General features: G+C 64.3%; 25 protein-coding genes and 2 tRNA genes. 10 read left to right on the forward strand and 17 right to left on the reverse strand.

What is annotated here, in order from left to right:
* Nucleotides 1-205 precede the first annotated feature (205 nt).
* From GHK24_RS05975 to GHK24_RS05990, 4 genes are all read right to left on the reverse strand, one after another.
* A complete protein-coding gene (locus GHK24_RS05975) occupies nt 206-418 on the reverse strand; it encodes a hypothetical protein (RefSeq protein ID WP_153470562.1) in 213 nt (70 codons plus the stop codon).
* 86 nt (nt 419-504) lie between these two features.
* Complete coding sequence (locus GHK24_RS05980) at nt 505-1,671, reverse strand: tyrosine-type recombinase/integrase (RefSeq protein ID WP_153470565.1); 1,167 nt, start codon at nt 1,669-1,671, stop codon at nt 505-507.
* Between the two features lie 118 nt (nt 1,672-1,789).
* Nucleotides 1,790-1,865 (reverse strand) — tRNA-Lys (locus tag GHK24_RS05985).
* A 23-nt stretch (nt 1,866-1,888) separates the two neighbouring features.
* A tRNA-Lys gene (locus GHK24_RS05990) sits at nt 1,889-1,964 on the reverse strand.
* A gap of 303 nt (nt 1,965-2,267) precedes the next feature.
* Between GHK24_RS05990 and GHK24_RS05995 the strand changes: the two genes are divergently transcribed.
* Nucleotides 2,268-3,569 (forward strand): phenylacetate--CoA ligase family protein, encoded by a 1,302-nt coding sequence (locus GHK24_RS05995; protein ID WP_153470568.1) that lies wholly within the window; start codon nt 2,268-2,270, stop codon nt 3,567-3,569.
* A gap of 18 nt (nt 3,570-3,587) precedes the next feature.
* On the opposite strand, the gene queC is transcribed toward GHK24_RS05995, so the two are convergent.
* Genes queC through tolB form a run of 6 tightly spaced genes read right to left on the reverse strand, consistent with a single transcriptional unit; the run spans nt 3,588 to nt 8,097 of the window.
* Nucleotides 3,588-4,277, reverse strand: coding sequence for a 7-cyano-7-deazaguanine synthase QueC (gene queC, locus GHK24_RS06000; protein WP_153470571.1), 690 nt, complete (start codon nt 4,275-4,277; stop codon nt 3,588-3,590).
* A gap of 47 nt (nt 4,278-4,324) precedes the next feature.
* Nucleotides 4,325-4,687: a PilZ domain-containing protein gene (locus GHK24_RS06005; RefSeq protein WP_340666114.1), complete on the reverse strand. Its 363-nt coding sequence runs from the start codon at nt 4,685-4,687 to the stop codon at nt 4,325-4,327.
* A 23-nt stretch (nt 4,688-4,710) separates the two neighbouring features.
* Nucleotides 4,711-5,364, reverse strand: coding sequence for a 7-carboxy-7-deazaguanine synthase QueE (queE, locus tag GHK24_RS06010; protein ID WP_340666115.1), 654 nt, complete (start codon nt 5,362-5,364; stop codon nt 4,711-4,713).
* Nucleotides 5,365-5,368: 4 nt separating this feature from the next.
* The gene (gene ybgF / locus GHK24_RS06015) at nt 5,369-6,202 is read right to left on the reverse strand and encodes a tol-pal system protein YbgF (RefSeq protein WP_228384563.1); all 834 of its coding nucleotides are present in this window, start codon (nt 6,200-6,202) and stop codon (nt 5,369-5,371) included.
* 2 nt (nt 6,203-6,204) lie between these two features.
* Entirely contained in the window at nt 6,205-6,756 is a 552-nt protein-coding gene (pal, locus tag GHK24_RS06020; RefSeq protein ID WP_153470574.1) for a peptidoglycan-associated lipoprotein Pal, read from the reverse strand.
* Nucleotides 6,757-6,786: 30 nt separating this feature from the next.
* On the reverse strand, nt 6,787-8,097 hold the full coding sequence (tolB, locus tag GHK24_RS06025; protein WP_153470577.1) for a Tol-Pal system beta propeller repeat protein TolB: 1,311 nt from the start codon (nt 8,095-8,097) through the stop codon (nt 6,787-6,789).
* 193 nt (nt 8,098-8,290) lie between these two features.
* Between tolB and GHK24_RS06030 the strand changes: the two genes are divergently transcribed.
* From GHK24_RS06030 to GHK24_RS06050, 5 genes are all read left to right on the forward strand, one after another.
* Complete coding sequence (locus tag GHK24_RS06030) at nt 8,291-9,466, forward strand: M20 aminoacylase family protein (RefSeq protein ID WP_153470580.1); 1,176 nt, start codon at nt 8,291-8,293, stop codon at nt 9,464-9,466.
* 92 nt (nt 9,467-9,558) lie between these two features.
* Complete coding sequence (ycaO, locus tag GHK24_RS06035; protein WP_228384564.1) at nt 9,559-11,370, forward strand: 30S ribosomal protein S12 methylthiotransferase accessory factor YcaO; 1,812 nt, start codon at nt 9,559-9,561, stop codon at nt 11,368-11,370.
* On the forward strand, nt 11,367-11,594 hold the full coding sequence (locus tag GHK24_RS06040; protein ID WP_153470586.1) for a hypothetical protein: 228 nt from the start codon (nt 11,367-11,369) through the stop codon (nt 11,592-11,594). The genes ycaO and GHK24_RS06040 overlap by 4 nt, the downstream gene beginning before the upstream one ends.
* An 88-nt stretch (nt 11,595-11,682) precedes the next feature.
* Nucleotides 11,683-12,975, forward strand: a complete 1,293-nt coding sequence (locus tag GHK24_RS06045) for a Coenzyme F420 hydrogenase/dehydrogenase, beta subunit C-terminal domain (RefSeq protein WP_167682558.1) — start codon at nt 11,683-11,685, stop codon at nt 12,973-12,975.
* Between the two features lie 44 nt (nt 12,976-13,019).
* A complete protein-coding gene (locus GHK24_RS06050; RefSeq protein ID WP_340666116.1) occupies nt 13,020-14,096 on the forward strand; it encodes a GGDEF domain-containing protein in 1,077 nt (358 codons plus the stop codon).
* Here the strand turns inward: GHK24_RS06050 and GHK24_RS06055 are convergent.
* Nucleotides 14,085-14,639, reverse strand: coding sequence for a flavodoxin family protein (locus GHK24_RS06055; RefSeq protein ID WP_153470589.1), 555 nt, complete (start codon nt 14,637-14,639; stop codon nt 14,085-14,087). The genes GHK24_RS06050 and GHK24_RS06055 overlap by 12 nt on opposite strands.
* A gap of 70 nt (nt 14,640-14,709) precedes the next feature.
* Entirely contained in the window at nt 14,710-15,411 is a 702-nt protein-coding gene (locus GHK24_RS06060; protein WP_153470592.1) for a pirin family protein, read from the reverse strand.
* Nucleotides 15,412-15,514: 103 nt separating this feature from the next.
* Between GHK24_RS06060 and GHK24_RS06065 the strand changes: the two genes are divergently transcribed.
* Nucleotides 15,515-16,474: a LysR substrate-binding domain-containing protein gene (locus GHK24_RS06065; protein ID WP_153470595.1), complete on the forward strand. Its 960-nt coding sequence runs from the start codon at nt 15,515-15,517 to the stop codon at nt 16,472-16,474.
* A 32-nt stretch (nt 16,475-16,506) separates the two neighbouring features.
* On the opposite strand, the gene GHK24_RS06070 is transcribed toward GHK24_RS06065, so the two are convergent.
* The 3 genes from GHK24_RS06070 to GHK24_RS06080 form a co-directional block, all read right to left on the reverse strand.
* Nucleotides 16,507-16,797: a hypothetical protein gene (locus GHK24_RS06070; RefSeq protein WP_153470598.1), complete on the reverse strand. Its 291-nt coding sequence runs from the start codon at nt 16,795-16,797 to the stop codon at nt 16,507-16,509.
* 149 nt (nt 16,798-16,946) lie between these two features.
* Entirely contained in the window at nt 16,947-17,348 is a 402-nt protein-coding gene (locus GHK24_RS06075; protein ID WP_153470601.1) for a carboxymuconolactone decarboxylase family protein, read from the reverse strand.
* A complete protein-coding gene (locus GHK24_RS06080) occupies nt 17,323-17,754 on the reverse strand; it encodes a MerR family transcriptional regulator (RefSeq protein ID WP_153470604.1) in 432 nt (143 codons plus the stop codon). The genes GHK24_RS06075 and GHK24_RS06080 overlap by 26 nt, the downstream gene beginning before the upstream one ends.
* Nucleotides 17,755-18,102: 348 nt before the next feature.
* Between GHK24_RS06080 and GHK24_RS06085 the strand changes: the two genes are divergently transcribed.
* From GHK24_RS06085 to GHK24_RS06095, 3 genes are all read left to right on the forward strand, one after another.
* Nucleotides 18,103-18,492: a hypothetical protein gene (locus GHK24_RS06085; RefSeq protein ID WP_153470607.1), complete on the forward strand. Its 390-nt coding sequence runs from the start codon at nt 18,103-18,105 to the stop codon at nt 18,490-18,492.
* Nucleotides 18,493-18,578: 86 nt separating this feature from the next.
* Nucleotides 18,579-18,806 carry a hypothetical protein gene (locus GHK24_RS06090; RefSeq protein ID WP_153470610.1) on the forward strand — a complete coding sequence of 76 codons (228 nt, stop codon included), beginning with the start codon at nt 18,579-18,581 and terminating at the stop codon, nt 18,804-18,806.
* Between the two features lie 135 nt (nt 18,807-18,941).
* Complete coding sequence (locus tag GHK24_RS06095; RefSeq protein ID WP_153470613.1) at nt 18,942-19,616, forward strand: hypothetical protein; 675 nt, start codon at nt 18,942-18,944, stop codon at nt 19,614-19,616.
* Between the two features lie 198 nt (nt 19,617-19,814).
* Here the strand turns inward: GHK24_RS06095 and GHK24_RS06100 are convergent, their stop codons facing one another.
* The gene (locus GHK24_RS06100; RefSeq protein ID WP_340666118.1) at nt 19,815-20,795 is read right to left on the reverse strand and encodes an MBL fold metallo-hydrolase; all 981 of its coding nucleotides are present in this window, start codon (nt 20,793-20,795) and stop codon (nt 19,815-19,817) included.
* Nucleotides 20,795-20,983, reverse strand: coding sequence for a DUF1289 domain-containing protein (locus tag GHK24_RS06105; RefSeq protein WP_153470616.1), 189 nt, complete (start codon nt 20,981-20,983; stop codon nt 20,795-20,797). Before GHK24_RS06105 ends, GHK24_RS06100 begins: the two co-directional genes overlap by 1 nt.
* Nucleotides 20,984-20,986 lie beyond the last annotated feature (3 nt).

A 20,986-nucleotide genomic window follows, 5' to 3' on the forward strand; every position in this document is an offset into this window, starting at 1 on the left:
TGGCATCAGTGCTGGCAAAGACCGAGGTCCGGTCGCTCAGCGACGGCCTTGAGCGGAGTGCTTAGCTTGGGGGCTGGGTGAGTCTCCGTATCAGTCACTGGCTGTCGGGGCATGCCGTTTAAGTCAGGTGAGGTGGTTTGGAAGGAATTGACTGAGGTATCGTGATATCGGGTTATATGAGTACGCGCAGGTCTCGGTGGTGCGATCAGGGCTTGATTTCACTCCACGTAAAGAGGACGGCTTTCATCCCGGTGTGCGTATCGCCGACGTTGGCCTGGAACGCTTGTGGCGGAATGCTCTTCACCGCTACGATACTCAAGCTATGTCTAACGACCTTATTGCCTTGATCGTGATCGGCGCCATCGGCATCGCTGGCGGTTTGCTCCTGCTGCATTTTTCCCGGCAAGATCAGAAGCACCGTGCGTTGGGAGTGCGGCCGAAGCGCCGACGCCCCTTGCTTCCCCGGAGGAAGTGAGCGCTACGCCAGAGCCGCCGCACTGGCCGTTAAGGTGCGCAGCCTTGTTCCTCTGTGGCGGGCGCTACGGCCTCGCCAGCAGCCTTGGTGAGGGTTTCTGCCGCCGCTGCCTTGGCTGCCTTCGCTTCGCTGATCCGATCCAGTTCATCGATCAAGTCCTCGCTGCGAAGGTGTGCGTAGCGCTTGAGCATTTGCATCGACTTGTGCCCGGAGATCGCCGCTGTTTTCTGATCACTCAGTCCCCCCTCGACCAAACGGCTCACAGATTCGTGGCGAAGGTCGTGGAAGCGAAAATCCTCGATCTGGGCCGCAGCGCGAGCTTCCCGCCACATTTTCTGAAAGACGTACGGTCGGCGTTTCCCATCTTTTCCCGGTTCGCCGAAAAATATCAAATCGCAGTCCTTTGGCCGAATCGGATTCGCGATCGCCTGGCGGAACAGTTCAGTGGCTTCCGCCGAAAGAGGGACGGTGCGCGCGCTGCCGTTCTTTGTCTCGTCGAGTCGCACCACGCGGCGCTCCAAGTCGACCTGGCCTAGCCGTAGCGTCGCGATCTCTCCAGATCGCATTGCGGAGTGCAGTGCGATCCCGGCGATCCAACCTAGCATTGGATTGCTATGCGCTGCCATGGCGGCGAGCAGGCGCTCTTCCTCATCCGCAGCCAGTCGGCGCGTTCTACCCGGTGCTGGCGGCGGCTTCCGGATGGCTTGGACCGGGTTGTGCGTAAGCCCCATTCCCCATTCTTTGATGGCGATCGTGTACAGGTGGCCGAGCAGTGCAAGATCGAGGCGCACGGTACTGGGCGAACGAGGGCGGGGGGCTGGCTTTCCCTTTGCGTCTTTCCGGTCGAGGCCAGCGAGTCTGTCATCCCGGTATTTCGCAACAATCTCACGCGTCAGCGCGGCCATCGAGTACTTGCCAAGGCTGGCAATGAGAGATTTCGCGCGGCGGGCGTCCGCAGCGGCCGTGGAAGGCTTCTTCGGCACCTCGTCCAAGTATCGCTTCAGCGCGTCGGCCACAGTCATGCGTTCCGCGCCCGAGCGCTGGATGAAAACGCCGCGGACCATCTCATCCTCGGTGCGGCGAGACCAATCTTCGGCGTCGCGCTTTGTCCGAAATGACTTCGAGTGGGTTGGCCAGCCGGTCTTTCGGATGACAGCTTTCCACGTTCCGGAGGGGGTCTTGCTGATCGTTGCCATAGCTCTTCGGGGCAGGGCTTGCGAAGGCAAACTGTACCGAAATTGCACTTTTCAGGCAACGAAAGCAATTAGGCCAGCTCGATGGCTGGCCTAATTGCTTGTTTCTTTAGCTGAAACTTGGTGGGGCGTGAGTGATTCGAACACTCGACCTACGGATTAAGAGTCCGCTGCTCTACCAGCTGAGCTAACGCCCCGGAAACCGGGTTTGCTGATCGGGTGGTGGGTCGGGCGAGATTCGAACTCGCGACCAACGGATTAAAAGTCCGCTGCTCTACCGACTGAGCTACCGACCCGAAAATCAGGAAGCGCGGATTATAGAGAGGCGTATTGCTGCCTGTCAACGCAAGCGGCGCCAAAGATGTGCTTTTTTGTCGCGTGCACGCTGGGCGTGCTGCTTGCCCGGCGGGCGGGCCTGGGGCGCGAGGGATGGCGTCGCGGCATGCCGGCGGCGTGTCGTCGTTGACCCGTGCCGGCGCAGCCCGGATACTCCCCGCCTTGCTTGCCGTGTCGTTCGCGCGGCAGATTCCTCCCCCCGAATTCACAGCCATTGTCAGACGTCGCGCGGCGGCGTCGCGTGGCGCGCGTAAAGGTTTGTCATGTTTTACGATGCCGTTGAAGTTGCTTCCCGTGATGAATTGGCCGCGCTGCAGACCGAGGGTTTGCGGCGGACGGTGGCGACGTGTCTGGCATCGCCGTTTTATCGTCGGCGACTCGGCGCGCTTGGCGTGGGGCCGGAGGATTTCAATTCGCCGCTGGATATTCGCAAGCTGCCGTTTACGACCAAGGACGATCTGCGTGCTGGGTATCCCGATGGTTTTCTCTGTCAGCCGCGCGAGGACTTCATCCGCCTGCATGTCTCCTCGGGCACGACGGGGGCGCCGACGGCGGTGTTCTATACGGCGAATGACGTTGCCGCCTGGGCGAATCTGGTGGCTCGCTGCATGCACGCCGTTGGCCTGCGGCGCGGCGACGTGTTTCAGAACATGAGTGGTTACGGGTTGTTCACGGGCGGTCTGGGGATTCACTACGGCGCCGAACGGCTGGGCTGTCTGACAGTGCCGGCCGGTGCCGGCAACTCGAAGCGGCAGCTCAAGTTGCTGCGCGACTTCAAGGTCGACGGGGTGCACATCATCCCGTCCTACGCGTTGCACTTCGGGCAGTTCCTGCGGCAGGAGGGTGTCGATCCGGCCGATCTAGGCTGGCGCTTTGCGCTCATCGGCGCCGAGCCGCACACCGAACGTACGCGCCGCCGCATCGAAGAGGTGCTCGGCTTGAAGGCTTTCAACTCGTATGGGCTGACGGAAATGAACGGCCCGGGCGTTGCCTTCGAGTGCGCGGCGCAGGCCGGCATGCACGTCTGGGAGGACGCTTATCTCGCCGAGATCGTCGATCCGCAGACGGGGGCACCGCTGCCCGACGGCGAGACCGGCGAACTCGTCATGACGACGCTCGGCCGCGACGGCATGCCGCTCCTGCGCTACCGCACGCGCGATCTCACCCGCTTCATCCCCGGCGAATGCGCCTGCGGCCGCACGCACCGGCGGCTGGATCGCATTACCGGCCGTACCGACGACATGATCATCATCAAGGGCTGCAACATCTTCCCGATGCAGATCGAGCAGGTGCTGATGGCGATGCCGGAAGTCGCCAACAATTACCTGATCGAGCTGTATCAGGAAAACGACATGGACCAGATTCGCGTCAAGGTGGAAGTGCGCGACGAGGTCTTTGCCGCCGCCGCGCCGACCCTGGCGGGGCTGCACAAGCGCATGGTTGCGCGCTTGCGCGACGAGGTGCTGGTGACGCCGGCGGTCGAACTGGTGCGGGCGGGGAGTATCCCGGCGGCGGAGGGCAAGGCGGTGCGCGTCGAAGACCACCGCCTGCTCGAACCCGCCTGAGCGGCGGGCGGCAAAGTATCAGCGCCCTTGCAGTGGGCCGGGGTCGGCGCGGCCAGCCGCCGCGAAGCCTTCATGGCGTAGCCGGCAGGAGTCACAGACGCCGCAGGCGCGCCCTTCGTCGTCGGCCTGATAGCACGATACCGTGACGCTGTAATCGACGCCTAGCGCCGTGCCACGCCGGATGATGTCGGCTTTCGAGAGCGACATCAGCGGCGCGTGGATGGACAGGTGTTCGCCCTCGACGCCGGCTTTGGTCGCGAGGTTGGCCATGGCTTCGAAGGCGGCAATGTATTCCGGCCGGCAATCCGGGTAGCCGGAGTAATCGACAGCGTTCACGCCGACGAAAATATCGCGGCAGCCGAGCGTTTCCGCCCAGGCCAGCGCCAGCGACAGCATGATCGTGTTGCGTGCCGGAACGTAGGTGACGGGAATTCCCGGCTGCAGGCCGTCGACCGGCACGTCGATGTTCCGGTCCGTGAGCGCCGAGCCGCCGAATTGGGCGAGATCGAGGCGGACGATACGGTGTTCGGCGGCGCCCTGCGCCTGTGCGACGCGGCGCGAGGCCGTCAGTTCGGCGCGATGGCGCTGGCCGTAATCGAACGAGAGGCAGTACGGGCGAAAGCCCTCGTGGCGTGCAATGGCGAGCGTAGTCGCCGAGTCGAGTCCGCCGGACAACAGGATCACGGCGGGGCGGAGGGAATCAGGCATGGATATTCATCGCTGAGGTGGCGGTCCTGACGTACCGCCGATGAGGCTCAATCGCGCGTCAGGGCGCTCAATTCGCGTTCGAGCAGGGTGGCGTCGCCGAGGTTGAGTTCGACGACGCGGCGCAGGTGCGTCACGCTGTCGAGGTCAATCGAGCGGCAGACGATACCGGCTTCGTCGCCTTCGACGTGGCGGACTTCGCCGTCAATACAGATGGCGTCGCCCAGCTCGTCGAGGCGTACCAGAAGTACGCAGGCGCTGCCGGGGGTGACGGGCGCTGCCGGTGGCAGCGCGACGAGTGCGCCCTTCAGCGACAGGTCGAGCACGCGTACGGCGAATTCCTGGCCGGCGGCGCTCAACTGCGCGGGCGTGTGAAAGGCGATGCGGGTGTGGTGGCGGCGATCCTGGGTCACGGCGGTCTCCTCGACAGGGCGATTCACTTCCCGCGCATGTTATCCCAAAGCTGCTTGTGCAGTTGTAGCTGAAAACGCACTGGCATACGGTCGGCGATGATCCAGTCGGCCAGGGTGGCAGGCTCAATGCGGCCGGCCACCGGCGAAAAGAGCAGCGCGCAGCGTTCGTCGAGGCGGTGTTCGCGGATCGTGGCACAAGCCCAATCGTAGTCGGCGCGGTCGGCGAGGACGAACTTTACTTCGTCGTGCGCGGTGAGTTGCGCAATGTTCGGCCAGTAATTGCGGTCGACTTCGCCCGATCCCGGCGCTTTCAGATCGACGATCCGCGAGACGCGGGGATCAACGTGGGCGATGTCGAGGGCGCCGGAGGTTTCCAGCGAAACATCGCCACCGGCGTCGCAGAGTGCCGTCAGGAGCGGCAGGCAAGCGGCCTGTGCCAGCGGTTCTCCGCCGGTCACACAGATGCGGCTGACGCCGAATTCATGCACACGCGCCAGAATTTCGGTCTGCGTGAGCGATTGGCCGCCCTTGAAGGCGTACTCGGTGTCGCACCAGACGCAACGCAAGGGACAGCCGGTGAGGCGCACGAACACGGTCAGCAGACCGGCACGCGAGGTCTCGCCTTGCAGCGACAGGAATATCTCGTTGACGCGCAGCGTCGTTGACGGCACTGACACCCGCTTACTTCTTGCTCAAGCGCTGCTTGGCGGTAGCGGCGGCGGGGCTGTCGGGGTATTTGGCAAGGAGCGATTCGAGCGTCTTGCGCGACGCTTTGTTATCGCCGAGTTCCTGCTGGCAGGCGCTGATGTTGAGCAGCGCGTCGGACGCCTTGGCGTGCTGCGACCAGCGGGCGACCAGCGCGGTGTGCGCTTCGATGGCCTTCTTGCAGTCGCCTTGCGCGTAGAGTGCGTTGCCGAACCAGTACTGGGCATTCGGTGCCAGCGTGCTGTCCGGGTGCGCCTTGACGAAGCCGCTGAAGGCGGTGCCTGCGTCCTTGAACTTCTTGCCTTTGAAGAGGTTGAGCGCGGCCTCGTATTCGCGCCCTTCGGCCGCCGGGTCGGCGGCCGGACGCGCGGGCGTCGCCGATTTGGCATCGCTGGCGGCATCGGCGGGCTTGCCGTCAGCCGCGTGGGCGTCGCTGCCGGGCGCGGGTTCCAGCTTGCGCAACCGGGTGTCGAGGTCGATGTAAAAATCCTGCTGACGCTTCTTTTCGGCGTCCAGTTCGTAGGTGAGTGTTTCCACCTGACCTTGCAGCCGCGCGGTTTCTTCGCGCAGGGCCTGCAACTGGTTGGCCAGCTCGAATTGCGCTTTGGTCGTGGTGTCGTGACGCTCGGCGGACTTGGCCGTCAGATCGGAGATCTGGCGGCGTGCCTCGTCGTCATCGAAGAGTCCAGCGTGGGCGGCGGGAGCCGCCCCCAGCGAGAGCAACAGGCACAACGCCGCCGGCGAGAACGAAGTCAAATCAGTCAGTAGCGTTGGCCGGGTTGGCTTGGTCATCGGACGGCGGCGCATCATGCTTAGAACTCGCCGCTGTAGAGGATGTCGGCGCGACGGTTTTCCGCCCAGGCGGCTTCGTCGTGACCTTCGTTACGCGGCTTTTCTTCGCCGAGGCTGACCGATTCCACTTGGTCTTCGCGGGCGCCCAGCAGAACCAGCATCTTCTTCAGGGCATCCGCACGCTTTTGGCCGAGCGCGAGGTTGTACTCACGGCTGCCGCGATCATCGGTGTTGCCCTGGATCAGGATCTTGAACTGACGGTTGTCGGCGAGGAACTTGGCGTGAGCAGCGACCAGCTCCTTGTACTCCGGCTTGACTTCATACTTGTCGTAGTCGAAGAAAACGCTGCGCTTGGAGAGGATGCTCTTCGGGTCGGTGAGTACGGCCGGCAGGCCACGACCTTGGACGTCGCCGGCGATCACCGGCGTAACGGCGTTGCGCGATTCAACCGGCGCGCCATTTTGCTCGGGGCCGGTCGGGGAGGAGCTGCAACCGGCAACGAAGGCGGCCAGAACGATGGCCGACAGGGTGAGCGGAGCAGCAAAGGGGGTGCGGACTTGCAGGCGATTCATGTTTTTTCTCCAATGGCCCGTGCGCGGCCGTTATCTCTGGAACGGACCCCACGCTGGCTCGCGCACATCGCCAGCAGGAATGGAAAGCTTTTGCCGGATGCGACCGTCGATCGACACCGCCGAAAGCACACCGCGCCCTCCCTGTTCGGTGGCCACGAGGATCATGCGGCCATTCGGGGCGAAGCTGGGTGATTCATCTTTACGCGACTCGGTGAGGATCTGCACCTGACGGCTGGAAAGATCCATGACCGCGAGCCGGAAACTGCCGTCGCGCCGGGTAATGAAGGCCAGCGAGCGGCCATCGGGCGAGACGCGCGGCGTGACGTTGTAGCTGCCTTCGAAGCTGATGCGCTGCGCTTCGCCACCGCCGACGCCAATGCGGTAGATCTGCGCGCTGCCGCCGCGATCCGAGGTGAAATAGATCGACTGACCATCCGGCGCGAAGCTCGGCTCGGTGTCGATGCCGGGCGAGGTCGCCAGACGTTGCACCCCGGAGCCGTCGGCGTTGAGCAGGAATATCTGCGAGCCGCCTTCCTTGCTCAGCACCACCGCCAGACGGCGACCGTCGGGCGACCAGGCCGGCGCGGAATTCGAGCCGCGGAAGTTGGCGACGGCGGTACGCCGTCCGCTGGCCAGTGAATGGACGAAGATCACCGGCTTCTTGTTTTCGAAGGAGACGTACGCCAGACGCGTGCCGTCCGGCGACCAGGCCGGCGAGATGATCGGTTCGCGCGAAACGAGGGCGGCTTGCGCGTTCTGTCCGTCGGCGTCGGCGATGTGGAGTTCGTAACGGCCGCTGCCTTTGACGACGTAGGCGATGCGCGTCGAGAAGACACCCGGCTCGCCGGTCAGTTTTTCGTAGATGACGTCGGCGATGCGGTGGCCAGCGGTGCGAAGCATTGGCGTCGAGGTGACGAAGGCGGCGCCGCCGAGGGCGGCCTGGCGATTGACGTCATTGAGGCGGAAGCGCGCTTCCATGCGGCCGTCGCCGCCGCCGGAAATGCTGCCGGCAGCAATCGCGTCGGCGCCCTTGACGCGCAGGTCGCCCCAGGCGGGCGTGCTGTTTTCGTTGAGCGGCGCGCTGCCCGGATCGATCAGGCGGAACATGCCGCTGCGTTCGAGGTCACCGCGAATGACGGAAGTCAGCGCCCGCGCGACACCGGTGTCGCCGCCGAAGTCGGCGATGGCGAGCGGAATCCGATTGGCACCGGCACCGCTGATCTCGATGGTCAGTTCGGCGTGGGCAGGGGCGGCGGAAAGAGCCAGCAATGCAGAACTGGCGGCGACAAGGCTCAGGCGTCGCGCGTTCGGTAAAAACCGGTCGGACAGCAGGCGGAGCATCGGGCGGAAAGTGGTCACCAAGGCGGTGGTAGCGCGGCGGCGCCGGGGCGCTGCGACAGGCGCAGGAGATTGACAAGGCGTAATTATAGCCACGCAACGGCGCCAGGGGTTTGTAACGAAGCGTAATTTCCCCCGGCGCGCGGCCTGCCGCGAACGGCGCTAAAATTACTACCCGCTTCACCCGGAGTCATCCATGAGCGTCCTTCACCTGCCATTCCTCACCGAACTCGTTGCCATCCGCCACGACATCCATGCTCACCCGGAGCTCGCGTTCAAGGAGGCGCGGACGGCCGACATCGTCGCCCGCGAGCTGACGCGCTACGGGCTGGAAGTGCACAGCGGAATCGCCGGGACGGGGGTGGTCGGTGTCTTGCGCAAGGGTAGCGGCCGGCGTTCCATCGGCCTGCGGGCCGACATGGATGCCCTGCCGGTACTGGAAAAGAACGAGACACCCTACCGTTCGCGCATTCCCGGCCACATGCACGCCTGCGGGCACGACGGACATACGACGATGCTCCTCGGCGCGGCGCGCTACCTTGCCGAAAACATCGAGCGCATCGACTTCGATGGCGTCGTCAACTTCATTTTCCAGCCTGCCGAGGAGTCCGAAGCGGGGGCGCTGGTCATGGTCGAGGATGGCCTCTTCGAGAAATTCCCGATGGATGCCGTCTTCGGCATGCACAACTGGCCGGGTGTGCCGGCCGGTGAGATGGTCTTGTTACCGGGCCCGGTAATGGCCGGCACCTGCGCCTTCGAGATCAAGGTGCGCGGCCACGGTAGCCACGCCGCCATGCCGCATGAGGGGGTCGACAGCATTCTTGCCGGCGCGCAGCTGGTGCAGTCCTTGCAGAGCATCGTCTCGCGCAACGTGCATCCGTGCTCGTCGGCGGTCGTCAGCATCACGCAGTTTCACGCTGGCGAGGCGTGGAATGTGCTGCCCGACGAGGCCATTCTGCGCGGCACCTTGCGTAGCTTCACCCCGCAGGTGCAGGCCGATGTCGAAGCGGCGGTCGAGCGCGTCGTCGCTGGCGTTGCCGCCACCTTCGGCGCGCAGATCAGCGTCACTTTCGATCTGCGCTACCCGCCGACGATCAACAGCGTGGCCGAGACGGCGCTGTGCCATCGTGCCGCCGTGGCCGTGCTCGGCGAGACGGCGGTGCGTAACGACGAAATGCCGTCGATGGGCGCCGAGGATTTCGCCTACATGCTGCGCGAGAAGCCGGGCTGCTACGCCTGGCTCGGCAACGGCCCCGGTGTGGCCGGCTGCACGCTGCACAACCCGCATTACGACTTTAACGACGCCATCCTGCCGCTTGGCGTGAGTTACTGGATCAGCCTGGTCAAAACGGCGCTGGCCGTCGATCACTGAGTGTTCGCCCTGTACTCCGGTGTGCGTGACGCGCGCCCGGCCCTGTTGTTTCACTCTCTATCAAGGCCGGCGCTGCCGGGTCATTTATGCCGATGTTGACGCCCCTCGCGGGCAAGGATGCGCCGCTCGAAACGACGATTGAGCGCCTGCGCGCCCGGCTGGCGGCGCTCGGGTTTGCGGTAAACGAGAGCGCCTGGCTCAATCCACTCGCCGGCGTCTGGTCGGTGCATCTGCGCGACGCCGACTGTCCGCTGCTCTTCAGTAACGGCAAGGGCGGCAGTGAACTCGCAGCACGCGCCAGCGCGCTGGGCGAGTTTTGCGAACGCCTGTTCAGCCGCCATTTCTGGACGCACTACGCGCTCGGCGCCGACGTCACTGCCGGGCGGCCGATTCATCACCCGCAAGAACGCTGGTTTGCCCTGAACGGCGCGCGCTGGCCGGCCGGCCTGCTGACGCCGGAATTGCGCCGCGTCTACGACCCCGACGGCGCCTTGGAGCCAGCGGACTTTCTCGATTTCAACAGCGCCGATGTGGAGCGCGGTATTTGTGCGCTGCCGGCGACGCGCTCGCGCGATGGCAAGACGGTCTGGTTTCCCGCCAACATCATCGGCAACCTTTACCTGAGCAACGGCATCGCCGCCGGCAATACGCTGGCGGAAGCGCGGACGCAGGCGTTGTCCGAGGTCGTCGAGCGGCACGTCAAATTCCGCGTCCTGCGCGAAGGGCTCTGTCTGCCGGACGTGCCGGAGGCCGTCATCGCCCGCTACCCGCGTCTGGCCGAGGGCATCGCCGGTCTGCGCTCGGCGGGCTTTGGCCTGCTGGTCAAGGACGCGTCGCTCGGCGGTGCTTTCCCGGTGGCCAACGTCACGTTGCTCAATCCGCACGATCAGGGGTGCTACGCGAGCTTTGGCGCGCACCCGCGCTTTGCCGTTGCGCTGGAGCGGGCGCTCACTGAACTGCTGCAAGGCCGGGCGCTGGATGCGCTGGCCGGATTTCCCGAACCGGGCCTCGACCCGGAAGAGGTCGCCAGCGCGCCCAATATCGAGGCGCACTTCGTCGATTCGAGCGGCGTCGTCGGCTGGTCGTTTCTTGCCGATACCCCCGATTTCGCTTTTTGCGAGTGGGATTTCGCAGGCGATACGCAGCGCGAGGCCGAGTGGCTCACCGCGCGCCTGCACGACGCCGGTCACGATGTCTATTGCATCGATTACGGCGTCACGGACGGCCTCGCTGTCTGCCGGCTCCTCGTGCCGGGCGTCTCCGAGGTCTATCCGATTGACGATCTGCGCTGGGAGAACAACCGCGTCGGCGCCTCGCTGCGCGCCGCGATCCTGTCGCTGCCGAGCCTTGGCGACGACGATTGCGCCGCACTGCTGGCGAGCCTGAACGAGCAGGGTTTCGACGATGCGCGCCCGGTGAGCGTCCTGATCGGTCTCGCGGTCGACGCCGGCTCCTTCTGGGAAGACCTGCGCATCGGCGAGCTGAAAACCTTGCTGGCCCTGGCCATCGGCGACCTCGACGCGATCCGCGAGGGCTGCGACTGGATCGGCCACTTCGCGCAGCTCCACGCGGCGCGCCGGCGCGTCTACCACTGCATCGAGACCCTGCTGGGTCTGGCGCTTGGCCCGGCGGACGAGGCCGGCGATTGGGACGACGACGCGGATTCGGACGCGGCTGACGACGACTGTTCGACGGCGGGCGTCCCCGACGCTTCGGCTTGGGCGCCCTGGCGTGCGAATCTTGTACATCTCTTTGGCGATGCCACGCTGGCGCAGGCCGAGGCCTTGCTGGCCGGGCAGCAGCGCTTTTTCGGAATCGACGCACCCGGCGCGAGTTTTACCGGGTGCGCCATGCACGCGCGACTGCTCGCCGCCTTCGCGCGCCTTGCGGGAGACCACGCATGAAAACGCGACATCCACAGTCACTGCGCGCCGGCGTTGCCGCGCTCGCGCTACTGGCGCTAACGGCGATGCCGCTGGCGCGTGCCGAACCGGCGCCCTGGTATCTCTGGGTCAGCAACACGGCCGATGGCCTCATCTGCGCGCAGATTTCTCCCGGAGAAGACTGGCGCATCCTGCGCGGCCCCTTCCGTGACGGGCTGTGCCGCAAGCAGGGGGTTCCGGGCTAAGCCGGTATAAGCCAGGTAACGCCGGGATCCGCCAGGTTTGGCCGCGGGCCGCTTTTTTGATTGAAGGACGCTTGAGGAATCATCGATCGTGAGTTTCAACGCTTCTACCGCCTCGCCGGCGAATGCTTCGGAGGTTTCGAGCGTCTCGGCCGTTCCAGACGCGACGGACCCGACGTCGCCGCTGTGGGCGCCGCACGTTGCCGAGCCGGTGGCGCGCTCTTTGTGCACCGATTGCGGCGTGTCGCGCATGGCCGATCCCGGCCTATGCAGCCGCGCCTGCCAGTTCATCGCGCCCGACTACGCGGCGCTGGAACGCCGGGTGCATGGCCGCGAGCGCGATCCAGCCCGCGCCGACGAGCGGTTTTTTGGCCCTTACCGCCGCATGTTGCGGGCGGCATTGACGCCGCCGCGCCAAGGCGCGCAATGGACGGGCATCACCACGCGCATTGCCGAGCGCCTGCTGGAGAGCGGCGCGGTCGACGCGGTGTTGGCGATGGCCCCCGATCCCGACGACGTCTGGCGCCCGAAGCCCGTGCTCGTGACCGAGGCCGCCGGCATGGCGCAGTGTCGCGGCATGCGTATGGGCTACGCGCCCCTGCTGGCCTTGCTCGAACCGGCGCGCGCGCGCGGCTTCAAGCGCCTCGCCGTGATCGGCATTCCGTGTCAGGTGCATGCGCTGCGGGTGCTTGAGCGCGAACTGGGCTTCGAGCGTATCGACGTCATCGGCATCCCCTGCTCGGACAACACGACGACGGAGCGCTTTCACGAATTTCTGGCACTGCTGGAGGACGATCCGTCGACCATCACTTATCTGGAGTTCTGCGCCGACTATCACGTCGAGCTGCGCTACCGCGATGGCCGCAAACGGCGCATTCCCTTCCTGCTGCTGCCGCTGTCGAAGCTGCCGGGAGATTTCTTCCCGATTACCTGCCGCAGCTGCGTCGATTACAGCAACACCCTCGCCGACATCACCGTCGGCTACATGGGCGGCGAGGGCGAGCAGTGGGTGCTGACGCGCAACGCGCGCGGCGACGAGTTGCTCGCCCTGCTGGGTGACGAAGTGACGCTCGCCGAGCCGGGCAGCGCGGGCGACCGTCGTGGGCCGGTGCGAGGTTTCCTCAAGAACGTCGAACTGGCGGCGGGCGGTTTGCCGGTGCGCGGCATGCCGAACTGGCTGCGGCCGCTGGTCGGCTGGCTGATGCCGAAAGTCGGCCCGCGCGGTATCGAATTCGCCCGCGCCCGCATCGAGATGAAATCGGTCGAGAGCGTCTTGCACCTGCGTCGCGAGCATCCCAAACGGATGAAACACATGATTCCGCCGCATGTCTGGTCGCTTGTCGAACCCTACGGGCTAGTGGCGAAAGAGGGGGAGCGCAAGTAAGCTGTCATCTTTTCGCGCCCGCGAAACGATGACAGGAGGGTGGGGTGGAGTGTCGGATATCTGCTGAACGTGAATCGCTGATCCGCGCTCTCTTCGACGAGTACATCGAACGGTACGCGGGGCGCGATCCGCGCCTCGTCGAGCACTTCAGCGAGAATTTCAGCGGCTACGCGGGGGCTTCGGATGTGCTCGTACACAACCGTGACGAGTGGATACGCATCACCCAGCGCGATTTTGCGCAGGTGCCCGGGCGTCTCGGCATCGAGATGCTCGACATCGCGCTACAGGATCTGTGCCCCGATCTTGTCGCCGTCACGGCGTTTTTTCACATCCATCTGCCGCAGCCCGACCCCATTTTTTCGCGCGAGACGGCGCGGCTCGTCCTCGTCTTTCGCTGCGAAAACGGCAACTGGAAGATCTGCCACAGCGGCATCTCGATCCCCTATCACCAGGCGCGGGACGACGAGATTTACCCGATGGCCGACCTGCACGCGCGTAACCGCGCCCTCGAAGCGCTGGTCGAGGAACGCACGGAGGCCTTGCGGCACGCCAACGCGCGTCTCGAGTCGCTGAGCAATACGGACGCGCTGACCGGCATCGCCAATCGCCGCTGTTTCGACCGCATGCTGCAACTGGAATGGAAGCGCGGCCAGCGCCGCGAGCGACCGCTCGCCGCCGTGATGATCGACGTCGATTTCTTCAAGCACTTCAACGACTGGTATGGGCACCCGCGTGGCGACGAGTGCCTGCGCGCCCTGGCGGGAGCGCTGACGCGCGCCGGGCAGCGGGCGGGCGAGAACGTCGCGCGCTACGGCGGTGAGGAGTTCGTCCTGCTGCTGGCCGAAGCCGGTGTAAATGAGGCATTTGAGGTGGCGCGGCGCATTCAGAGGGAAGTCCGCGCGCTGGCTCTGGCGCACGCCGCGACCGAGGCGGGCATCGTCACCGTCAGTATCGGCGTTGCCAGTCAGGTGCCGGCGGAAGGCAGTTCGCCGCAGGAACTGATACGCCAGGCCGACGCCGCGCTCTACCGCGCCAAGCAAGGCGGCCGCAACCGCGTGTGCAGCCCGACCGCTCAGGCAAGCCAAGCGGCCGCTAAGTCAGGGGCCAACTCAGGCGCCTAGCCGCGCCGCTACCGTAGCGACACGCACGCCGAGCAGACGCGCTGTTTCCAGATCGCCGACGGGGATTTCGTCGGGGTTGGCGTCGGAGGGCGTTTGCGCCATGGCGCCGGCGAAGGAGCCGACGTAGTTCACGTCGTCACGCTGCGCCGCCTTGCTGTTCGACGGCATAAGGCCGGTGCCGACCCAGATGCCCGAGTGCTGCATCGCCAGCGTGAAGAGGTAGTGCAGCGTCGAGTGCTTGTCGCCGTTCATCGTCGCGCTGTTGGTGAAGCCGGCGAAGAGCTTGTCCTTCCACGCCTGCGCGCCCCACACCTTGCTCGACGCGTCGGCGAATTTCTTGAACTGCCAGCTCACCGTGCCCATGTAGGTCGGGCTGCCGAAGATGATCGCGTCGGCCGCAGCGAGCGCCTCCCAGCCGCCGGCGGGCAGGTTGCCTTCGGCGTCGATGGGCACCAATTCGGCACCGGCGCCCTTGGCGACGGCTTGTGCAATGCGCAGCGTGTGGCCGTAGCCGGAGTGGAAGACGACAGCGATCTTTGCCATGGTGAATCTCCTTTTCGTTCGGTTGGGGACTTCAGGTTCGTTGGGGTAAATCAGGCCAAATCAGCCCAAATCAGGCAGCGAGGTCGAAAACGAGCACTTCGGCGTCGTTGCCCTGGCTCAGTTGCAGGGCGCTTTCTTCCGCCAGCAACGCGGCGTCGCCGCCGTGCAGCGTCTGGCCATTGACGACGAGCGTGCCGCGCACCAGATGCACGTAGGCCTTGCGCGCCGGGTCGAGTGTCAGCGTTGCCGACTCGTCGCCGTCGAACAGGCCGGCGTAGAGCGTCGCGTCGGCGGTGATCGTCACCGAGTTGTCGGCGCCGTCGGGCGAGGCAACGCGGCGCAGGCGCCCGCGCTTGTCGGCGGGGGGAATCGTCTTCTGTTCGTAGCCGGGGCTGATGCCAAGGCGCGAGGGCTCGATCCAGATCTGCAGCAGATGCGTCTCTGCATCGATGGCGTGGTTGAACTCGCTGTGCATCACGCCATGGCCGGCGCTCATGCGCTGCACGTCGCCGGGTGGGATGCTGGTGCCGTTGCCCATGCTGTCCTGGTGCGCCAGTTCGCCGCTGAGCACGTAGGTGACGATCTCCATGTCGCGGTGACCATGCGTGCCGAAGCCCTTGCCGGCGGCGATCCAGTCTTCGTTGATCACGCGCAGATTGCCCCAGCCCATGTGCGCGGGGTCGTAATAGCCGGCGAACGAGAACGAATGCTTGCTCTTCAGCCAGCCGTGGTCGGCGTGGCCACGTTCCTGCGATTTGCGAATGTTGATCATGGTGGCTCTCCTTTGCTGGACTCCACTATAGGAGTGAGCGCCACGCGTGCGGTGCAGCCGCATTGCTGGCATCATGCAAAAAAACTGCATGATGGGTGAGCCAATGAGCAAAAACGTAGCCTCTCCGCGCGACGTGCTGACGCCGGATTCACTGGCCCTGCTGCAAGGGATTGCCGATGCCGGCAGCTTTGCCGCCGCCGCTCGCGCCGCCGGCATGGTGCCGAGCGCGCTCAGTTATCGCGTGCGCCAGATCGAAGACGCACTCGACGTGCTGCTCTTCGACCGCAGTTCGCGCCAGGCGAGCCTCACCGCCGCCGGCCACGAGCTGCTGCGCGAGGGCGCGCGCCTGCTCGCCGAAGTCGACGCCATCGCCAACCGCGTGCGCCGCGTGGCCACCGGCTGGGAATCGCAATTCACGCTGGCGCTCGACGGCATCATCGACCGCCGCACGGTCTTGGAGCTATGCGAGCAGTTCTTCGCGCTGAAGCCGCCGACGCGCCTGCGCCTGCGCGACGAAACGCTCTCCGGTACGCTCGCCGCGCTCGCCTCCGGGCAGGCCGATCTGGCGCTCGGCGTCGTCGCCGAGGCGAGCACCGTCGCCGGCCTGCAGACGCGCCCGCTCGGCAGCCTGCGCTTTGTCTTTGCCGTAGCGCCGCATCACCCGCTGGCGCAGGCGAGCGAGCCGCTGTCGGACGATCTGCTCCGCCAGCACCGCGCCGTCGCCGTCGCCGACTCGGTGCCGCGTGGCGGTGGCCTCACTCTTGGCCTGCTCGCCGGGCAGGACGTATTCACCGTGCCCGGCATGCCGGACAAGCTGCAGGCGCAGCTGCGCGGCCTCGGCGCCGGTTTTTTACCCGAATGTCTGGCGCGCCCGTACATCGACAGCGGTCGGCTGGTGGAAAAGCGCGTCGAGCGCGCCGAACGCGTCACCACTGTCGTCTACGCCTGGCGCAAAGCGCCCGACGCCGCGCGCGGCAAGGCGCTGCAATGGTGGTTGCAGCAACTGGAAGGCAAGGTCACGCGGCAGGCGCTGCTCGGCGAGCGCATTGCGCCGAGCCAGTGAGCGCCGGGTGTTCGCGTTCTGCCCTTAGCGCCTCAGGAGGCCACGCGCTCGGCGCGCGCTGCGTTGATCTTCTCTTCCAGCGTGGCGGCTTCTGCGCTGCAGCGATTCCACTCGCTGTGGCTTTGCCGCGCCGCCGCCCCGATCTGTTGTTGCTTTAGCTCCAGCAGCGCCGTGAGCAGGCTTCTTTCAGTGTCGGATCTGGCGTCACGTAGCTGTGCCTCGATGTCCGGCAGGGCGGCACGCAACTCCTGCGCCCGCCGCTTCCAGGGGTCTTTTTTCAGAATCTGCAAAATCGAACTGAAACCGGGTTTTTTGTCCGTCATATAAGTCGCGCCTTTGAGTTATATGGGGTTGTGAGGTGGGGGCGTCAGGCGAGCATTCTTCGTTGGACGATATTTATGTGCTCGTTATTGCGCTCCGGAGGGAAGGATAACTCGCGAAGCGTTGCCGAGGTCGGGGTAGGGGATCGCACTCAGGCGGCATCCCTCTCGGCGAAAACCGCCTTCGCCGCGAACAGTCCGTTGAGCGCCGCCGGAAAGCCGGCGTAGATCGCCATCTGCATGATAATTTCGACGACTTCCTCGCGCGTGCAGCCGACGTTGAGCGCGCCGTGGATATGCACTTTCAGCTGCGGCGCGGCGTTGCCGAGCGCCGTCAGCACGGCGACGACACCGATTTCTCTGGATTTGAGGTCGAGCTGCGGCCGCGAGTAGATGTCGCCGAAGGGAAACTCGATCAGGTAGCGCGCGAAGTCGGGTGCGATGTCGGCGAGCGACTCGATGACGCGCTCGCCGGCGGCGCCGTCGATCTCGCGCAGTTTTTCCCAGCCACGGCGGTAGCGGGTCGATTCAAGGGGATTGTGGGTCTGCTGCATGGGCTGCCTCGTCTGCTGGCGCCCCGCTCTCGGTGATCATCTGCCGGTAGATGCCGATCTTGTCGTCGAGAACGCTGGCGCATGTCGAAAGCTCTTCGATCCTGGTGGCCAAGCGTTCGCGATGGAGCTTGAGCATCGCCAGCCGCGCGTGCAACGTCGTCTCGCCTTGCGCTCTGAGCGCCGCGTACTGCCTGATCTCGGCCAGCGGCATCCCGGTCTGCTTGAGCCGGAGAACGAACTCAAGCCAGAGCACATCGGCCGGGTGGTACTGCCGATGCCGGCCCGAGTTGCGCCCGGCAGGCTGCAGGATTCCCTCGGCTTCGTAGAAGCGCAGGGTGTGCGTGGAAAGCCCGCTCAGGCGCGCGAGCTCGCCGATGGAGATGGCGTTGTTGGTCACGTCGGGCATGGTGCGACTTTGAGTGCACTCGAAGTCAAGCGAAGTTCGCAGCTTCCGGCAAATGCTGCGGGCGGGCAAGGTGGAGGTGGCCATTGTCATATGTTTTAAGGATAATTGATTGCGGAGTCGGGGTGGCGGTGCATAGCTGTCGGCCTTTGCGCTGTGAATCTGGAGTCGGCTCTTGATGTGACGGCAAAACTGGCTTGATTAGGACGCACTAAAACTATCTATGCTGATGTTTTAATGAGGCGTTTATCGATTTTTTGGGGCTTTTGGTACGCCATGACGGAATGTTTTCCGTCTTTTAGGAATCCCATTCCACGTTAGGCTTCTCTTGTCACTCTCGGGAGGTACGTCATGAAGTCAAAGGCACTTGTCGTGTTGGTCTTCCTCATTGCCTCTTCCGCTCACGCCGAGGAAGTGTGCGAGATAGTCAAGGGCGCAGTCTTGATCGCCCAGGACGACAAGAACACGTACCTTGGAAAGATCGCCAACTCGTACGACTCAGAGTCGATCTTCAACGAGTACGGGACATACGGAAGTCAGTACAACTCGCTGTCAGTCTGGAATCAGTACGGTACCTTTGGAAACGAGTACAACAGCCATTCGGCGACAAATTCCTACACGTCCACACCGCCGATGATCATCAAGAACAAGAAGATCCTGGGGTATCTCTCTGCAAATAAGAACCTTCGTGGATCCATTACGCCCAATCTCCTGAAGGCTCTCTGCAAGGATGAGCTTTGATGGGCAGCAAGAAACCTAACCCCTACGTCAAGGGGACCAGCCTGCGGCAGGCCCCTTACGTCGAACGTTAGGCAAGGGAGACATTTATGGATCGCTACAAAAACCTCAGTGGCAAATCAAATATTGTGGCTTATGAAATTGGAGACGGGGCTATCACTGTGCAATTTGGGGATGGCTCGGTGTATTTCTATACAAACCAAAGCGCAGGAGCACCAAGCATCAATGAAATGCAGCGCTTAGCTATCGCGGGCCAAGGACTTAATAGTTTTATTGGCCGGGTTGTCAAAAAAGGCTATGCACGTAAAGTTCGCTGAGTCAGTGCATATGCCTAACCCTTTGGTTAAGCGAGACTACAGAAGCATAGCTTTGGCTTTCCTCATCCACCCGCGCGCCGCAGCCCCTTACCTTTATCGTTAGACCCGCTCATCAATTACGCACGGAGAATATGAATGCAAGAACGGGTGAGAGCGACTTTTTTCGCTGAAGAGGGGCTGCCAACTTGGGCTCTGGTTCATTATCTCCAACAAACTGAAATCAACTACATCAAGCTTGTTACGCTTGAAAGAATTGCCACCCTCGTACAAGGTGGGCTTGACCCAGATGCGCTGGTTGTTGCTGGCGAATCCGCAGAGCTCTACCAGCGAGAGGGCCTACGACTTGAGCCTTCGCGCGAGCACCTATTTCTCGCTCGAAAGGAAGAGTCAGCCCAAAAATTCTGGAACGTTGTGTCTCGCCATGCCAGACCTGTCGTTTTCGTTCGAGAGACAGATTCATATCGTCCGCTTTATGAACTACGCGGCACAAATGCGCTAATCATTCGCAACCTCTCAATAAATTCACCTGCCAAGGTAACTTTAGAGGGTGCTGGCACTGCGCTAGCTGACATTTACTACGCCGGTGAGCGAGAAGAGCGCGCCAGAATTCAGTGGGCAAACGAACAGCAAGCACAAGTTGGAGTAAACCTTCAAGAATTAGCCAGAGCTAGTCAAATCATCAACGATCCTGCTACGCCTCCAGGCATTCGGGAATACATGCAAGAAATCGTTCGCCAAACTCTTGCAAGGCAAACCCGCTTAAACACTGAGCTTGAAATTCGTGCGCCGTCCGTCAATGCGCGGGTCTAACCCTGCGGTCAACACGGGCCTTGCGCGCAAGGCCGGTTACCTTCACGTTGAACGGTTGTTTTCTCAAGGCCGGCATTTCCGCTGAGTGTCGTCAGTGCTGTCCCATATCCGGCCAGTAACGGACGCCCACTTGGCAAACCTCTGCATGGCTCCGGCAGACTTCAAGCGCTGACTCGCGCCGGCCTCCACACAGCGCCTTCACCCCGCCACCACCCACCCATCCTCCTCGCGCAGCGCCCCGGCGCGGCGCAGGTCGCGCACCAGCCAGTCGGCGAGGGCGGCGTCGTTCATGCCGAGAAAGCGCGCGTTCACGCTTTGCGCGAAGCTGAGCGAGGCGAGAAACGCCGGCAGGTCGGCGCTGCGGATGCGGCGGCGTTCGAGCAGGGCAAAGGCGACGATCACCTTCAGCGCGTGCCGGGCCAGCGCGTCGATGTTGTTCTCGAAGGCTTCCAGCCGGCGGTAGGCGCGCTCGAAAGCCGGGCCGATGTCGGTGAATGGCGCGCCGTGGCCGGGGATGACGATGTCGACCGGCAGGCGCGCGAGCATGTCGAGCGTTTCGCATTGCTCCTTCAGGCCGCCGCGCTGTTCCTCGTGGCCGAGCAGTTCGACGAAGACGACGCCAAAGCCGGTCTGCCACAGCGCGTCGCCGGAGATGAGGATGCGCTTGTCGGCGCAGTGGAAGGCGAGCGCGTCTTCGTCGTGGCCGGGAACGGCGAGCGCGCGCCAGTTGAGTTCGCCGCAGACGAATCCGTCGCCGGCGGCCAGCGTTGCGTCGTGCGTGAAGCGCGCCGCCTGCTGGCCGAGCGGCGAGAGCAGCAGGGCTTCTTCGTCCCATTCAGCGATGGTCGCGGCAACGCCCACCGGCACGCTGACGCGGCAGCCGAAGGCTTCGACCAGCGCGGCGTTGCCGCCGATGTGGTCGGAGTGCGCGTGCGTGTTGAACAGGCGCTCCAGCCGCCGGCCGGCGAGCGCGGCGCGCACCAGCGCGACGGTCTGCTCGGCGTGGGTGACGTAGCCGCTGTCGATCAGCGTCGCCGCGTCGCCGTCGATGCCGAGCACGCTGTTCGACGACAGCCAGCCGCGCTCGATGACCCGCAGCGTCGTGGGCAGGGCGACGGGCGGCATCGTCGCCGAGGCAGCCGCAGCGGCCCTCGCGGCCGACGCTGCTGCCGGTGACATCAGTCGAGGCCGCTGGCTGGTGCGCGTTGAGAGGTGACGGTGGCGGCGACGACGTTGGTGCCCGCGCCAGCGCTGGCTTGCTGGTCGTCCGCTGCGGCCGCACATTCGGGCAGACGACCGCAGCCCAGACAGATGCCGCTCTCTGGGTCGTAGTCGCACATGCCGATGCATTCGGGTTCGTTGCTCATCGT

This window comes from Rhodocyclus gracilis, from assembly GCF_009617575.1.
Lineage (GTDB): Bacteria > Pseudomonadota > Gammaproteobacteria > Burkholderiales > Rhodocyclaceae > Rhodocyclus > Rhodocyclus gracilis.

Bases quoted from the DNA above. Each gene is read 5' to 3' on its own strand.
- GHK24_RS05980 (WP_153470565.1), bottom strand. From the start codon at position 1,671: ATGGCAACGATCAGCAAGACCCCCTCCGGAACGTGGAAAGCTGTCATC.
- GHK24_RS05995 (WP_153470568.1), top strand. From the start codon at position 2,268: ATGTTTTACGATGCCGTTGAAGTTGCTTCCCGTGATGAATTGGCCGCG.
- queC (WP_153470571.1), bottom strand. From the start codon at position 4,277: ATGCCTGATTCCCTCCGCCCCGCCGTGATCCTGTTGTCCGGCGGACTC.
- ybgF (WP_228384563.1), bottom strand. From the start codon at position 6,202: ATGATGCGCCGCCGTCCGATGACCAAGCCAACCCGGCCAACGCTACTG.
- pal (WP_153470574.1), bottom strand. From the start codon at position 6,756: ATGAATCGCCTGCAAGTCCGCACCCCCTTTGCTGCTCCGCTCACCCTG.
- tolB (WP_153470577.1), bottom strand. From the start codon at position 8,097: ATGCTCCGCCTGCTGTCCGACCGGTTTTTACCGAACGCGCGACGCCTG.
- GHK24_RS06030 (WP_153470580.1), top strand. From the start codon at position 8,291: ATGAGCGTCCTTCACCTGCCATTCCTCACCGAACTCGTTGCCATCCGC.
- ycaO (WP_228384564.1), top strand. From the start codon at position 9,559: ATGTTGACGCCCCTCGCGGGCAAGGATGCGCCGCTCGAAACGACGATT.
- GHK24_RS06040 (WP_153470586.1), top strand. From the start codon at position 11,367: ATGAAAACGCGACATCCACAGTCACTGCGCGCCGGCGTTGCCGCGCTC.
- GHK24_RS06055 (WP_153470589.1), bottom strand. From the start codon at position 14,639: ATGGCAAAGATCGCTGTCGTCTTCCACTCCGGCTACGGCCACACGCTG.
- GHK24_RS06060 (WP_153470592.1), bottom strand. From the start codon at position 15,411: ATGATCAACATTCGCAAATCGCAGGAACGTGGCCACGCCGACCACGGC.
- GHK24_RS06065 (WP_153470595.1), top strand. From the start codon at position 15,515: ATGAGCAAAAACGTAGCCTCTCCGCGCGACGTGCTGACGCCGGATTCA.
- GHK24_RS06070 (WP_153470598.1), bottom strand. From the start codon at position 16,797: ATGACGGACAAAAAACCCGGTTTCAGTTCGATTTTGCAGATTCTGAAA.
- GHK24_RS06075 (WP_153470601.1), bottom strand. From the start codon at position 17,348: ATGCAGCAGACCCACAATCCCCTTGAATCGACCCGCTACCGCCGTGGC.
- GHK24_RS06080 (WP_153470604.1), bottom strand. From the start codon at position 17,754: ATGCCCGACGTGACCAACAACGCCATCTCCATCGGCGAGCTCGCGCGC.
- GHK24_RS06085 (WP_153470607.1), top strand. From the start codon at position 18,103: ATGAAGTCAAAGGCACTTGTCGTGTTGGTCTTCCTCATTGCCTCTTCC.
- GHK24_RS06090 (WP_153470610.1), top strand. From the start codon at position 18,579: ATGGATCGCTACAAAAACCTCAGTGGCAAATCAAATATTGTGGCTTAT.
- GHK24_RS06095 (WP_153470613.1), top strand. From the start codon at position 18,942: ATGCAAGAACGGGTGAGAGCGACTTTTTTCGCTGAAGAGGGGCTGCCA.
- GHK24_RS06100 (WP_340666118.1), bottom strand. From the start codon at position 20,795: ATGTCACCGGCAGCAGCGTCGGCCGCGAGGGCCGCTGCGGCTGCCTCG.
- GHK24_RS06105 (WP_153470616.1), bottom strand. From the start codon at position 20,983: ATGAGCAACGAACCCGAATGCATCGGCATGTGCGACTACGACCCAGAG.